The sequence below is a fragment of the Shigella dysenteriae genome (assembly GCF_022354085.1).
Taxonomy (GTDB): domain Bacteria; phylum Pseudomonadota; class Gammaproteobacteria; order Enterobacterales; family Enterobacteriaceae; genus Escherichia; species Escherichia coli.
This window is the reverse complement of sequence record NZ_CP055055.1, coordinates 662,624-677,687: the sequence shown is the minus strand read 5'-3', so window position 1 is coordinate 677,687 and position 15,064 is coordinate 662,624. Positions and strand designations below refer to the sequence as shown.

Sequence of the window (15,064 nt, the reverse complement as noted above, 5' to 3'; positions counted from 1 at the left end):
CAAACCCTATGCTACTCCGTCAAGCCGTCAATTGTCTGATTCGTTACCAATTATGACAACTTGACGGCTACATCATTCACTTTTTCTTCACAACCGGCACGGAACTCGCTCGGGCTGGCCCCGGTGCATTTTTTAAATACCCGCGAGAAATAGAGTTGATCGTCAAAACCAACATTGCGACCGACGGTGGCGATAGGCATCCGGGTGGTGCTCAAAAGCAGCTTCGCCTGGCTGATGCGTTGGTCCTCGCGCCAGCTTAAGACGCTAATCCCTAACTGCTGGCGGAAAAGATGTGACAGACGCGACGGAGACAGGCAAACATGCTGTGCGACGCTGGCGATATCAAAATTGCTGTCTGCCAGGTGATCGCTGATGTACTGACAAGCCTCGCGTACCCGATTATCCATCGGTGGATGGAGCGACTCGTTAATCGCTTCCATGCGCCGCAGTAACAATTGCTCAAGCAGATTTATCGCCAGCAGCTCCGAATAGCGCCCTTCCCCTTGCCCGGCGTTAATGATTTGCCCAAACAGGTCGCTGAAATGCGGCTGGTGCGCTTCATCCGGGCGAAAGAAACCCGTATTGGCAAATATTGACGGCCAGTTAAGCCATTCATGCCAGTAGGCGCGCGGACGAAAGTAAACCCACTGGTGATACCATTCGCGAGCCTCCGGATGACGGCCGTAGTGATGAATCTCTCCTGGCGGGAACAGCAAAATATCACCCGGTCGGCAGACAAATTCTCGTCCCTGATTTTTCACCACCCCCTGACCGCGAATGGTGAGATTGAGAATATAACCTTTCATTCCCAGCGGTCGGTCGATAAAAAAATCGAGATAACCGTTGGCCTCAATCGGCGTTAAACCCGCCACCAGATGGGCGTTAAACGAGTATCCCGGCAGCAGGGGATCATTTTGCGCTTCAGCCATACTTTTCATACTCCCGCCATTCAGAGAAGAAACCAATTGTCCATATTGCATCAGACATTGCCGTCACTGCGTCTTTTACTGGCTCTTCTCGCTAACCCAACCGGTAACCCCGCTTATTAAAAGCATTCTGTAACAAAGCGGGACCAAAGCCATGACAAAAACGCGTAACAAAAGTGTCTATAATCACGGCAGAAAAGTCCACATTGATAATTTGCACGGCGTCACACTTTGCTATGCCATAGCATTTTTATCCATAAGATTAGCGGATCCTACCTGACGCTTTTTTTCGCAACTCTCTACTGTTTCTCCATACCCGTTTTTTTGGATGGAGTGAAACGATGGCGATTGCAATTGGCCTCGATTTTGGCAGTGATTCTGTGCGAGCTTTGGCGGTGGACTGCGCCAGTGGTGAAGAGATCGCCACCAGCGTAGAGTGGTATCCCCGTTGGCAAAAAGGGCAATTTTGTGATGCCCCGAATAACCAGTTCCGTCATCATCCGCGTGACTACATTGAGTCAATGGAAGCGGCACTGAAAACCGTGCTTGCAGAGCTTAGCGTCGAACAGCGCGCAGCTGTGGTCGGGATTGGCGTTGACAGTACCGGCTCGACGCCCGCACCGATTGATGCCGACGGTAACGTGCTGGCGCTGCGCCCGGAGTTTGCCGAAAACCCGAACGCGATGTTCGTATTGTGGAAAGACCACACTGCGGTTGAAGAAGCGGAAGAGATTACCCGTTTGTGCCACGCGCCGGGCAACGTTGACTACTCCCGCTACATTGGCGGTATTTATTCCAGCGAATGGTTCTGGGCAAAAATCCTGCATGTGACTCGCCAGGACAGCGCCGTGGCGCAATCTGCCGCATCGTGGATTGAGCTGTGCGACTGGGTGCCAGCTCTGCTTTCCGGTACCACCCGCCCGCAGGATATTCGTCGCGGACGTTGCAGCGCCGGGCATAAATCTCTGTGGCACGAAAGCTGGGGCGGCCTGCCGCCAGCCAGTTTCTTTGATGAGCTGGACCCGATCCTCAATCGCCATTTGCCTTCCCCGCTGTTCACTGATACCTGGACTGCCGATATTCCGGTGGGCACCTTATGCCCGGAATGGGCGCAGCGTCTCGGCCTGCCTGAAAGCGTGGTGATTTCCGGCGGCGCGTTTGACTGCCATATGGGCGCAGTTGGTGCAGGCGCACAGCCTAACGCACTGGTAAAAGTTATCGGTACTTCCACCTGCGACATTCTGATTGCCGACAAACAGAGCGTTGGCGAGCGGGCAGTGAAAGGTATTTGCGGTCAGGTTGATGGCAGCGTGGTGCCTGGATTTATCGGTCTGGAAGCAGGCCAATCGGCGTTTGGTGATATCTACGCCTGGTTCGGTCGCGTACTCGGCTGGCCGCTGGAACAGCTTGCCGCCCAGCATCCGGAACTAAAAGAGCAAATCGACGCCAGCCAGAAACAACTGCTTCCGGCGCTGACCGAAGCATGGGCCAAAAATCCGTCTCTGGATCACCTGCCGGTGGTGCTCGACTGGTTTAACGGCCGCCGCACACCGAACGCTAACCAACGCCTGAAAGGGGTGATTACCGATCTTAACCTCGCTACCGACGCTCCGCTGCTGTTCGGCGGTTTGATTGCTGCCACCGCCTTTGGCGCACGCGCAATCATGGAGTGCTTTACCGATCAGGGGATCGCCGTCAATAACGTGATGGCGCTGGGCGGCATCGCGCGGAAAAACCAGGTCATTATGCAGGCCTGCTGCGACGTGCTGAATCGCCCGCTGCAAATTGTTGCCTCTGACCAATGCTGTGCGCTCGGTGCGGCGATTTTTGCTGCCGTCGCCGCGAAAGTGCACGCAGACATCCCATCAGCCCAGCAAAAAATGGCCAGTGCGGTAGAGAAAACCCTGCAACCGCGCAGCGAACAGGCACAACGCTTTGAACAGCTTTATCGCCGCTATCAGCAATGGGCGATGAGCGCCGAACAACACTATCTTCCAACTTCCGCCCCGGCACAGGCTGCCCAGGCCGTTCCGACTCTATAAGGACACGATAATGACGATTTTTGATAATTATGAAGTGTGGTTTGTAATTGGCAGCCAGCATCTGTATGGCCCGGAAACCCTGCGTCAGGTCACCCAACATGCCGAGCACGTTGTGAAAGCGCTGAATACGGAAGCGAAACTGCCCTGCAAACTGGTACTGAAACCGCTGGGCACCACGCCGGATGAAATCACCGCTATTTGCCGTGATGCTAATTACGACGATCGTTGCGCTGGTCTGGTGGTGTGGCTACACACCTTCTCCCCGGCCAAAATGTGGATCAACGGCCTGACCATGCTCAACAAACCGTTGCTGCAATTCCACACCCAGTTCAACGCGGCGCTGCCGTGGGACAGCATCGATATGGACTTTATGAACCTGAACCAGACCGCGCACGGCGGTCGCGAGTTCGGCTTCATTGGCGCGCGTATGCGTCAGCAACATGCCGTGGTTACCGGTCACTGGCAGGATAAACAAGCCCATGAGCGTATCGGCTCCTGGATGCGTCAGGCGGTATCTAAACAGGATACCCGTCATCTGAAAGTCTGCCGATTTGGCGATAACATGCGTGAAGTGGCGGTCACCGATGGCGATAAAGTTGCCGCACAGATCAAGTTCGGTTTCTCCGTCAATACCTGGCCGGTTGGCGATCTGGTGCAGGTGGTGAACTCCATCAGCGACGGCGATGTTAACGCGCTGGTCGATGAGTACGAAAGCTGCTACACCATGACGCCTGCCACACAAATCCACGGCGAAAAACGACAGAACGTGCTGGAAGCGGCGCGTATTGAGCTGGGGATGAAACGTTTCCTGGAACAAGGTGGCTTCCACGCGTTCACCACCACCTTTGAAGATTTGCACGGTCTGAAACAGCTTCCTGGTCTGGCCGTACAGCGTCTGATGCAGCAGGGTTACGGCTTTGCGGGCGAAGGCGACTGGAAAACTGCCGCCCTGCTTCGCATCATGAAGGTGATGTCAACCGGTCTGCAGGGCGGCACCTCCTTTATGGAGGACTACACCTATCACTTCGAGAAAGGCAATGACCTGGTGCTCGGCTCCCATATGCTGGAAGTCTGCCCGTCGATCGCCGCAGAAGAGAAACCGATCCTCGACGTTCAGCATCTCGGTATTGGTGGTAAGGACGATCCTGCCCGCCTGATCTTCAATACCCAAACCGGCCCAGCGATTGTCGCCAGTCTGATCGATCTCGGCGATCGTTATCGTCTGTTGGTTAACTGCATCGACACGGTGAAAACACCGCACTCCCTGCCGAAACTGCCGGTGGCGAACGCGCTGTGGAAAGCGCAACCGGATCTGCCAACTGCTTCCGAAGCGTGGATCCTTGCTGGTGGTGCGCACCACACCGTCTTCAGCCATGCGCTGAACCTCAACGATATGCGCCAGTTCGCCGAGATGCACGACATTGAAATCACGGTGATTGATAACGACACCCGCCTGCCAGCGTTTAAAGACGCGCTGCGCTGGAACGAAGTGTATTACGGATTTCGTCGCTAAGTAGCCGCATCAGGTGTGTAACGCCTGATGCGACGCTGACGCGTCTTATCAGGCCTACACGCTGTGATTTTGTAGGCCGGATAAGCAAAGCGCATCCGGCATTGTTTTCCCCCTCGCCCCTTTGGGGAGAGGGCCGGGGTGAGGGGAAACGACCTCTCAGGAGTCAACATGTTAGAAGATCTCAAACGCCAGGTATTAGAAGCCAACCTGGCGCTGCCAAAACATAACCTGGTCACGCTCACCTGGGGCAACGTCAGCGCCGTTGATCGCGAGCGCGGCGTCTTTGTGATCAAACCTTCCGGCGTCGATTACAGCATCATGACCGCTGACGATATGGTCGTGGTCAGCATCGAAACCGGTGAAGTGGTTGAAGGTGCGAAAAAGCCCTCCTCCGATACGCCAACTCACCGACTACTCTATCAGGCATTCCCGTCCATTGGCGGCATTGTGCACACGCACTCGCGCCACGCCACCATCTGGGCGCAGGCGGGTCAGTCGATTCCAGCTACCGGCACCACCCACGCCGACTATTTCTACGGCACCATTCCCTGCACCCGCAAAATGACCGACGCAGAAATCAACGGCGAATATGAGTGGGAAACCGGTAACGTCATCGTAGAAACCTTCGAAAAACAGGGTATCGATGCAGCGCAAATGCCCGGCGTCCTGGTCCATTCTCACGGCCCATTTGCATGGGGCAAAAATGCCGAAGATGCGGTGCATAACGCCATCGTGCTGGAAGAGGTCGCTTATATGGGGATATTCTGCCGTCAGTTAGCGCCGCAGTTACCGGATATGCAGCAAACGCTGCTGGATAAACACTATCTGCGTAAGCATGGCGCGAAGGCATATTACGGGCAGTAATGACTGTATAAAACCACAGCCAATCAAATGAAACCAGGCTATAATCAAGCCTGGTTTTTTGATGGATTTTCAGCGTGGCGCAGGCAGGTTTTATCTTAACCCGACACTGGCGGGATACCCCGCAAGGAACAGAGGTCTCCTTCTGGCTGGCGACGGACAACGGGCCGTTGCAGGTTACGCTTGCACCGCAAGAGTCCGTGGCGTTTATTCCCGCCGATCAGGTTCCCCGCGCTCAGCATATTTTGCGGGGTGAACAAGGCTTTCGCCTGACGCCGCTGGCGTTAAAGGATTTTCACCGCCAGCCGGTGTATGGCTTTTACTGTCGCGCCCATCGCCAGTTGATGAATTACGAAAAGCGCCTGCGTGAAGGTGGCGTTACCGTCTACGAGGCCGATGTGCGCCCGCCAGAACGCTATCTGATGGAGCGGTTTATCACCTCACCGGTGTGGGTCGAGGGTGATATGCACAATGGCGCTATCGTTAATGCCCGTCTGAAACCGCATCCCGACTATCGTCCGCCGCTCAAGTGGGTTTCTATTGATATTGAAACCACCCGCCACGGTGAGCTGTACTGCATCGGCCTGGAAGGTTGCGGGCAGCGCATCGTTTATATGCTGGGGCCAGAGAATGGCGACGCCTCCGCGCTCGATTTTGAACTGGAATACGTCGCCAGTCGCCCGCAGCTACTGGAAAAACTTAACGCCTGGTTTGCCAACTACGATCCTGATGTGATCATCGGTTGGAACGTGGTGCAATTCGATCTGCGAATGCTGCAAAAACATGCCGAGCGTTATCGTATTCCGCTGCGGCTGGGGCGCGATAACAGCGAGCTGGAGTGGCGCGAGCACGGCTTTAAAAACGGCGTCTTTTTTGCTCAGGCTAAAGGTCGGCTAATTATCGACGGTATCGAGGCGCTGAAATCCGCGTTCTGGAATTTCTCTTCATTCTCGCTGGAAACTGTCGCTCAGGAGCTATTAGGCGAAGGAAAATCTATCGATAACCCGTGGGATCGAATGGACGAAATTGACCGCCGTTTCGCCGAAGATAAACCTGCGCTGGCAACTTATAACCTGAAAGATTGCGAGCTGGTGACGCAGATCTTCCACAAAACTGAAATCATGCCATTTTTACTCGAACGAGCAACGGTGAACGGCCTGCCGGTGGATCGGCACGGCGGTTCGGTGGCAGCGTTTGGTCATCTCTATTTTCCCCGTATGCATCGCGCTGGTTATGTCGCGCCTAATCTCGGCGAAGTGCCGCCGCACGCCAGCCCTGGCGGCTACGTGATGGATTCGCGACCTGGGCTTTATGATTCGGTGCTGGTGCTGGACTACAAAAGCCTGTACCCGTCGATCATCCGCACCTTTCTGATTGATCCCGTCGGGCTGGTGGAAGGCATGGCGCAGCCCGATCCGGAGCACAGTACCGAAGGTTTTCTCGATGCCTGGTTCTCACGGGAGAAACATTGCCTGCCGGAGATTGTGACTAACATCTGGCACGGGCGCGATGAAGCCAAACGTCAGGGTAATAAGCCGCTTTCGCAGGCGCTGAAGATCATTATGAATGCCTTTTATGGCGTGCTCGGCACCACCGCCTGCCGCTTCTTCGATCCGCGCCTTGCATCGTCGATCACCATGCGTGGTCATCAGATCATGCGGCAAACCAAAGCGTTGATTGAAGCGCAGGGCTACGACGTGATCTACGGCGATACCGACTCAACGTTTGTCTGGCTGAAAGGCGCACATTCGGAAGAAGAAGCGGCGAAAATCGGTCGTGCACTGGTGCAGCACGTTAACGCCTGGTGGGCGGAAACGCTGCAAAAACAACAGCTGACCAGCGCACTGGAACTGGAGTATGAAACCCATTTCTGCCGTTTTCTGATGCCAACCATTCGCGGAGCCGATACCGGCAGTAAAAAGCGTTATGCCGGGCTGATTCAGGAGGGCGACAAACAGCGGATGGTGTTTAAAGGGCTGGAAACCGTGCGTACGGACTGGACGCCGCTGGCCCAGCAGTTTCAGCAGGAGCTTTACCTGCGTATCTTCCGCAACGAGCCATATCAGGAGTACGTCCGCGAAACCATCGACAAACTGATGGCGGGTGAACTGGATGCGCGGCTGGTTTACCGTAAACGCCTTCGCCGTCCGCTGAGCGAATATCAGCGTAATGTTCCGCCTCATGTACGCGCAGCTCGTCTTGCCGATGAAGAAAACCAAAAGCGCGGTCGCCCCTTGCAATATCAGAACCGCGGCACCATTAAGTACGTATGGACCACCAACGGCCCGGAGCCGCTGGACTACCAACGTTCACCACTGGATTACGAACACTATCTGACCCGCCAGCTACAACCCGTGGCGGAGGGAATACTCCCTTTTATTGAGGATAATTTTGCTACACTTATGACCGGGCAACTTGGGCTATTTTGAGCAAAAAAAGAGTTCGCCAGATACCATTTTGATGCGTGACGAATGCTTTGCCATCCAGTACCATAGCGCCCTTTCCATTCCTGGACCTGAATAACACCACTACCTCATAAGCACGGTAGCGGGTGGTTATTGCCTGCAATTAAAGATATAGAGCCGAACACATATGCCTTTTACACTTGGTCAACGCTGGATCAGCGATACAGAAAGCGAATTGGGACTTGGAACCGTTGTCGCGGTGGATGCGCGAACTGTCACTTTACTTTTCCCATCTACTGGTGAAAACCGTCTGTACGCACGCAGTGATTCCCCAGTGACCCGCGTGATGTTCAACCCTGGTGATACCATTACCAGCCACGACGGCTGGCAGATGCAAGTCGAAGAAGTAAAAGAAGAAAATGGCTTGCTGACCTATATCGGTACTCGCCTGGATACTGAAGAGTCCGGCGTGGCCCTGCGTGAAGTTTTCCTTGATAGCAAACTGGTGTTCAGCAAACCGCAGGACCGCCTGTTTGCCGGGCAGATTGACCGTATGGACCGCTTTGCGCTGCGTTATCGCGCGCGTAAGTATTCCAGCGAACAGTTCCGTATGCCTTACAGCGGCCTGCGCGGTCAGCGTACCAGCCTGATCCCGCACCAGCTCAACATCGCTCATGATGTTGGTCGCCGCCACGCGCCGCGCGTCCTGTTGGCTGACGAAGTGGGTTTAGGGAAAACCATTGAAGCCGGGATGATCCTGCATCAGCAACTGCTCTCTGGCGCTGCTGAACGTGTGCTGATTATCGTCCCGGAAACTTTACAGCATCAGTGGCTGGTAGAGATGCTGCGCCGTTTCAACCTGCGCTTTGCTTTGTTTGATGATGAGCGTTATGCCGAAGCTCAGCACGATGCTTACAACCCGTTCGACACCGAACAGCTGGTGATTTGCTCGCTGGATTTTGCCCGTCGTAGCAAACAGCGTCTGGAACATCTCTGTGAAGCCGAGTGGGACCTGCTGGTGGTCGATGAAGCGCATCACCTGGTGTGGAGCGAAGATGCGCCAAGCCGTGAATATCAGGCCATTGAACAACTGGCAGAGCACGTGCCGGGCGTTCTGCTGCTGACCGCGACCCCGGAACAGCTGGGGATGGAAAGCCACTTCGCCCGTCTGCGTCTGCTGGACCCGAACCGTTTCCACGATTTTGCGCAGTTCGTTGAAGAGCAGAAAAATTATCGTCCGGTTGCGGACGCCGTTGCCATGCTGCTGGCAGGTAACAAACTGAGCAATGACGAACTGAACATGCTCGGCGAGATGATCGGCGAGCAGGATATCGAGCCGCTGTTGCAAGCAGCAAACAGCGACAGCGAAGATGCCCAGAGCGCCCGTCAGGAACTGGTTTCGATGCTGATGGATCGCCACGGCACCAGCCGCGTGCTGTTCCGTAACACCCGTAACGGTGTGAAAGGATTCCCGAAACGCGAGCTGCACACCATTAAGCTGCCGCTACCGACGCAGTATCAGACGGCTATTAAAGTCTCCGGCATTATGGGCGCACGTAAAAGTGCGGAAGATCGTGCTCGCGATATGCTCTACCCGGAGCGTATTTATCAGGAATTTGAAGGTGATAACGCCACCTGGTGGAACTTCGATCCGCGCGTTGAGTGGCTGATGGGCTACCTGACCAGCCATCGCTCTCAGAAAGTGCTGGTGATCTGCGCCAAAGCTGCCACTGCGCTGCAACTGGAGCAGGTACTGCGCGAACGTGAAGGTATTCGCGCTGCGGTGTTCCACGAAGGTATGTCGATTATCGAACGTGACCGCGCTGCCGCCTGGTTTGCCGAAGAAGACACCGGCGCACAGGTACTGCTGTGCTCAGAAATCGGTTCTGAAGGACGTAACTTCCAGTTCGCCAGCCACATGGTGATGTTTGACCTGCCATTCAACCCGGATCTGCTGGAGCAGCGTATTGGTCGTCTGGATCGTATCGGCCAGGCGCACGATATTCAGATCCATGTGCCTTATCTGGAGAAAACCGCTCAGTCGGTGCTGGTGCGCTGGTATCACGAAGGTCTGGATGCATTTGAGCACACCTGCCCGACCGGACGCACTATTTACGATAGCGTATACAACGATCTGATTAACTATCTGGCTTCACCGGATCAAACCGAAGGCTTTGACGATCTGATCGAAAACTGCCGCGAGCAACATGAAGCGCTGAAAGCACAGCTGGAACAGGGTCGTGACCGCCTGCTGGAAATCCACTCCAACGGTGGCGAAAAAGCCCAGGCACTGGCAGAAAGCATTGAAGAGCAGGATGACGATACCAACCTGATCGCCTTCGCCATGAACCTGTTCGATATTATCGGTATCAATCAGGACGATCGCGGCGACAACATGATCGTGCTGACGCCGTCCGATCATATGCTGGTGCCGGACTTCCCTGGCCTGTCGGAAGATGGCATCACCATCACCTTTGATCGTGAAGTGGCGCTGGCGCGTGAAGATGCACAGTTTATTACCTGGGAGCATCCGCTGATCCGCAACGGTCTGGATCTGATCCTTTCTGGCGATACTGGTAGCAGCACGATTTCACTGTTGAAAAACAAAGCGTTACCGGTAGGTACGCTGTTGGTGGAACTGATTTACGTGGTCGAAGCCCAGGCGCCGAAGCAGTTGCAGCTCAACCGCTTCCTGCCACCGACGCCGGTACGTATGCTGCTGGATAAAAACGGCAACAACCTGGCGGCCCAGGTGGAGTTTGAAACCTTTAACCGCCAGCTTAACGCGGTTAACCGTCACACCGGCAGCAAACTGGTTAACGCCGTGCAGCAGGATGTTCACGCTATCCTTCAGTTGGGTGAAGCACAGATCGAGAAATCTGCCCGTGCACTGATTGATGCCGCACGTAACGAAGCCGACGAAAAACTGTCTGCCGAGCTGTCTCGTCTGGAAGCGCTGCGCGCAGTGAACCCGAACATTCGTGACGACGAACTGACCGCCATTGAGAGCAACCGTCAGCAGGTAATGGAAAGCCTGGATCAGGCAGGTTGGCGTCTGGATGCCCTGCGTTTGATCGTTGTAACGCATCAGTAACGGAGCCGAAAATGGGGATGGAAAACTACAATCCACCGCAGGAACCCTGGTTGGTTATCCTGTATCAGGATGACCATATTATGGTGGTCAACAAGCCGAGCGGTTTGTTGTCAGTGCCGGGTCGTCTGGAAGAGCACAAAGACAGCGTGATGACGCGCATTCAGCGTGATTATCCGCAGGCAGAATCGGTGCATCGTCTGGATATGGCTACCAGCGGCGTGATTGTAGTGGCGCTGACCAAAGCCGCGGAGCGGGAGTTAAAACGCCAGTTCCGCGAGCGCGAGCCGAAAAAGCAGTATGTGGCCCGCGTCTGGGGGCATCCATCCCCCGCAGAAGGTCTGGTGGATCTGCCGCTGATTTGCGACTGGCCAAACCGCCCGAAACAGAAAGTCTGTTACGAAACGGGTAAACCTGCGCAGACGGAATATGAAGTGGTGGAGTATGCGGCGGATAACACGGCAAGAGTGGTGTTAAAACCGATTACCGGGCGTTCGCATCAATTGCGTGTGCATATGCTGGCGCTGGGGCATCCGATTCTCGGCGATCGTTTTTATGCATCACCAGAAGCGAGAGCGATGGCACCGCGTTTGTTGCTACATGCAGAGATGTTGACGATTACCCATCCGGCGTATGGCAATAGTATGACGTTTAAAGCGCCAGCGGATTTTTAATCGTCACGCTGGCGCAGTTCGGTAGGCGGATAAGGCGTTCACGCCGCATCCGGCAATTGTGCGCCGATTGCCTGATGCAGCGCGGGCCGCGTCTTATCAGGCCTACAGTTTGAAACTTATTTAAACCCTTTCTGCTGTTTTATCAGCTCATAGGCCTGCTGAATTTCCTGCGCTTTCTGCTTCGCCATCTCCATCATCTCTGGCGGTAAACCTTTCGCCACCAACTTATCGGGATGGTGTTCACTCATCAGCTTACGGTAGGCACGTTTGATGGTGGTCGCATCATCCGTCGGCTTCACGCCCAAAACATTACAGGCATCTTCCAGCGTCGGGCCACGCTGCGCTTGCTGCCAGTTACCACCGCCAGATTGCTGCTGATACCCGCCGCCAAACTGTGCACCGCCCTGCATCATGCGCAAAAACTGGTCAAACTGGGCGCGGGAGATCCCTAATTCTTCAGCAATAACATACAGCACCGCCCGTTCATTCGGGTGCAGTGAACCATCAGCAAACGCCGCCTGAATCTGGATCTCCAGAAACATACGAATTAAGTCAAAACGACCAAAGCAAACACTGCGAAACTGGCGCATCTTTTCGCGCAGCGGGTAATTGTCTGATTTTCCCACCCGGAACGCGTTTTGCGCCGCAGTACGGGAAGCGCCATGAAGATTCATTCGGTCCATCAACTGGCTGGCAATATGAATATCAGCCTCCGTGACGCGACCTTTGGATTTTGTTAAATGCCCCATCACTTCAAAAGTGGTGGCAAAAAACAGCGCCTGACGCTCACGCTGGTTGGCAAACCACGCCATTTTACGGCTACGGGCTTTATCAAACATATGGCCAATTAACAGGCCTAACACTACGCCCCAAAAGCCGCCGCCCATCAGTAAGGCCACGGCCACGCCAATGATTTTTCCCCAATACTGCATATATTCCCCAAATCGACACACGGATATCAGGGCTATCTCCCACAATATAAAGGTGCTTCTACCGTTTTCCGGCTGCGGTCAATTGTGGGACATCGCCTATAATTTGCATTATCATACCTGTCATTCAATGCCGTGCCTAACACCACTGACGCTATTCGGACAGGATTAACACTAGCGTAGAGATGACGAGTACGTTAGTCTCTGACCGTTTGTCACGCGCAACGTTACCGATGATGGAACAATAAAATCAACGTATGAAAAAACGTATCCCCACTCTCCTGGCCACCATGATTGCCACCGCCCTTTATAGTCAACAGGGACTGGCAGCCGACCTCGCCTCACAGTGCATGTTGGGCGTGCCAAGCTATGACCGTCCTCTGGTACAGGGCGATACCAATGACTTACCCGTGACTATCAATGCTGACCACGCGAAAGGGGACTACCCGGATGACGCCGTGTTTACTGGCAGCGTGGATATCGTGCAGGGTAACAGCCGTCTGCAGGCCGACGAAGTGCAGCTCCATCAAAAAGAGGCACCAGGACAACCGGAGCCGGTACGAACCGTTGATGCGCTCGGTAATGTCCATTACGACGATAACCAGGTGATCCTCAAAGGGCCGAAAGGCTGGGCGAATCTGAACACCAAAGATACCAACGTCTGGGAGGGTGATTACCAGATGGTGGGTCGCCAGGGCCGCGGTAAAGCGGACCTGATGAAACAACGTGGCGAAAACCGCTATACCATTCTGGATAACGGTAGCTTTACCTCCTGTCTGCCGGGTTCTGACACCTGGAGCGTGGTAGGTAGCGAAATTATTCATGACCGCGAAGAACAAGTGGCCGAAATCTGGAACGCCCGTTTTAAAGTTGGCCCGGTGCCAATCTTCTACAGCCCCTATTTGCAGTTACCGGTGGGTGACAAACGTCGCTCTGGTTTCTTGATCCCGAACGCCAAGTACACCACCACCAACTACTTTGAGTTCTACCTGCCATATTACTGGAACATCGCGCCAAATATGGATGCCACCATCACGCCGCATTATATGCATCGTCGTGGCAACATCATGTGGGAGAACGAATTCCGCTACCTCTCCCAGGCGGGCGCTGGTTTGATGGAACTGGACTATCTGCCTTCAGATAAAGTCTATGAAGATGAACACCCGAACGATGATAGTTCACGTCGTTGGTTGTTCTACTGGCAACACTCCGGGGTCATGGATCAGGTGTGGCGTTTCAACGTCGACTACACCAAGGTCAGCGATCCTAGCTACTTCAATGATTTCGATAACAAGTACGGTTCCAGTACTGACGGCTACGCAACGCAAAAATTCAGCGTTGGCTATGCAGTGCAAAACTTCAATGCCACCGTTTCAACCAAGCAGTTCCAGGTCTTCAGCGAACAGAACACCAGTAGCTACTCGGCAGAGCCGCAGTTAGACGTTAACTACTACCAGAATGATGTTGGTCCGTTTGATACGCGTATTTACGGCCAGGCAGTGCACTTTGTTAACACCAGAGACGACATGCCTGAAGCAACTCGTGTTCACCTGGAACCGACCATCAATTTGCCGCTCTCTAATAACTGGGGCAGCATCAATACCGAAGCGAAGTTGCTGGCAACCCATTATCAGCAAACCAATCTTGACTGGTATAACTCCAGAAACACAACCAAGCTGGACGAATCCGTTAACCGCGTAATGCCGCAATTCAAAGTTGACGGCAAAATGGTCTTTGAACGCGATATGGAAATGCTGGCTCCGGGTTATACCCAAACGCTGGAACCGCGCGCGCAGTATTTGTACGTGCCGTATCGCGATCAGAGCGACATCTATAACTACGACTCGTCTCTGCTGCAATCTGACTACTCTGGCCTGTTCCGGGACCGGACTTACGGCGGTCTTGACCGTATAGCCTCCGCTAACCAGGTGACGACCGGTGTCACATCTCGCATATATGATGATGCTGCCGTTGAACGTTTTAATATTTCCGTTGGTCAAATCTACTATTTCACGGAGTCTCGCACTGGCGATGACAACATAACATGGGAGAATGACGACAAAACGGGCTCACTGGTGTGGGCAGGCGATACATACTGGCGTATCTCCGAGCGTTGGGGATTGCGTGGCGGGATTCAGTACGATACACGTCTGGATAACGTAGCGACCAGTAACTCCAGCATTGAATACCGTCGGGATGAAGACCGTCTGGTACAGCTGAATTACCGTTACGCCAGCCCGGAATATATTCAGGCTACGCTGCCTAAGTACTATTCCACTGCTGAGCAATATAAGAATGGTATTTCGCAGGTAGGTGCTGTCGCCAGCTGGCCAATTGCCGATCGTTGGTCCATTGTTGGGGCCTACTACTACGACACCAATGCGAACAAGCAAGCTGACTCTATGTTAGGTGTGCAATACAGCTCCTGCTGCTATGCAATTCGCGTCGGTTACGAGCGGAAGCTGAACGGTTGGGATAACGATAAACAACATGCGGTATATGACAACGCAATCGGCTTTAACATCGAACTTCGCGGCCTGAGCTCCAATTACGGTCTGGGTACGCAAGAGATGCTGCGTTCGAACATTCTGCCGTATCAAAACACTTTGTGATTTGTTGATTT

The 15,064-nt window shown here is 54.1% G+C and carries 9 protein-coding genes; 7 read left to right on the top strand and 2 right to left on the bottom strand.

What is annotated here, in order from left to right:
• Positions 1–50 precede the first annotated feature (50 nt).
• Entirely contained in the window at positions 51–929 is an 879-nt protein-coding gene (gene araC, locus HUZ68_RS03215; RefSeq protein ID WP_001300811.1) for an arabinose operon transcriptional regulator AraC, read from the bottom strand.
• A gap of 338 nt (positions 930–1,267) precedes the next feature.
• Here araC and araB point away from each other — a divergent pair, with 338 nt between their 5' ends.
• The 6 genes from araB (at position 1,268) to rluA (ending at position 11,512) form a co-directional block, all read left to right on the top strand.
• Positions 1,268–2,968 (top strand): ribulokinase, encoded by a 1,701-nt coding sequence (gene araB, locus HUZ68_RS03210; protein ID WP_135941597.1) that lies wholly within the window; start codon positions 1,268–1,270, stop codon positions 2,966–2,968.
• A gap of 10 nt (positions 2,969–2,978) precedes the next feature.
• On the top strand, positions 2,979–4,481 hold the full coding sequence (gene araA, locus HUZ68_RS03205; protein WP_239594027.1) for an L-arabinose isomerase: 1,503 nt from the start codon (positions 2,979–2,981) through the stop codon (positions 4,479–4,481).
• A 168-nt stretch (positions 4,482–4,649) separates the two neighbouring features.
• Positions 4,650–5,345 (top strand): L-ribulose-5-phosphate 4-epimerase, encoded by a 696-nt coding sequence (gene araD, locus HUZ68_RS03200; protein ID WP_000888654.1) that lies wholly within the window; start codon positions 4,650–4,652, stop codon positions 5,343–5,345.
• Positions 5,346–5,419: 74 nt separating this feature from the next.
• On the top strand, positions 5,420–7,771 hold the full coding sequence (gene polB / locus HUZ68_RS03195; RefSeq protein ID WP_001717641.1) for a DNA polymerase II: 2,352 nt from the start codon (positions 5,420–5,422) through the stop codon (positions 7,769–7,771).
• Positions 7,772–7,934: 163 nt separating this feature from the next.
• On the top strand, positions 7,935–10,841 hold the full coding sequence (gene rapA / locus HUZ68_RS03190) for an RNA polymerase-associated protein RapA (RefSeq protein WP_001717640.1): 2,907 nt from the start codon (positions 7,935–7,937) through the stop codon (positions 10,839–10,841).
• An 11-nt stretch (positions 10,842–10,852) separates the two neighbouring features.
• A complete protein-coding gene (rluA, locus tag HUZ68_RS03185) occupies positions 10,853–11,512 on the top strand; it encodes a bifunctional tRNA pseudouridine(32) synthase/23S rRNA pseudouridine(746) synthase RluA (RefSeq protein WP_000525176.1) in 660 nt (219 codons plus the stop codon).
• Positions 11,513–11,628: 116 nt separating this feature from the next.
• Here the strand turns inward: rluA and djlA are convergent, their stop codons facing one another.
• Positions 11,629–12,444, bottom strand: a complete 816-nt coding sequence (gene djlA / locus HUZ68_RS03180) for a co-chaperone DjlA (RefSeq protein WP_001200573.1) — start codon at positions 12,442–12,444, stop codon at positions 11,629–11,631.
• A 254-nt stretch (positions 12,445–12,698) separates the two neighbouring features.
• Here djlA and lptD point away from each other — a divergent pair, with 254 nt between their 5' ends.
• On the top strand, positions 12,699–15,053 hold the full coding sequence (lptD, locus tag HUZ68_RS03175) for an LPS assembly protein LptD (protein WP_094317826.1): 2,355 nt from the start codon (positions 12,699–12,701) through the stop codon (positions 15,051–15,053).
• Positions 15,054–15,064 lie beyond the last annotated feature (11 nt).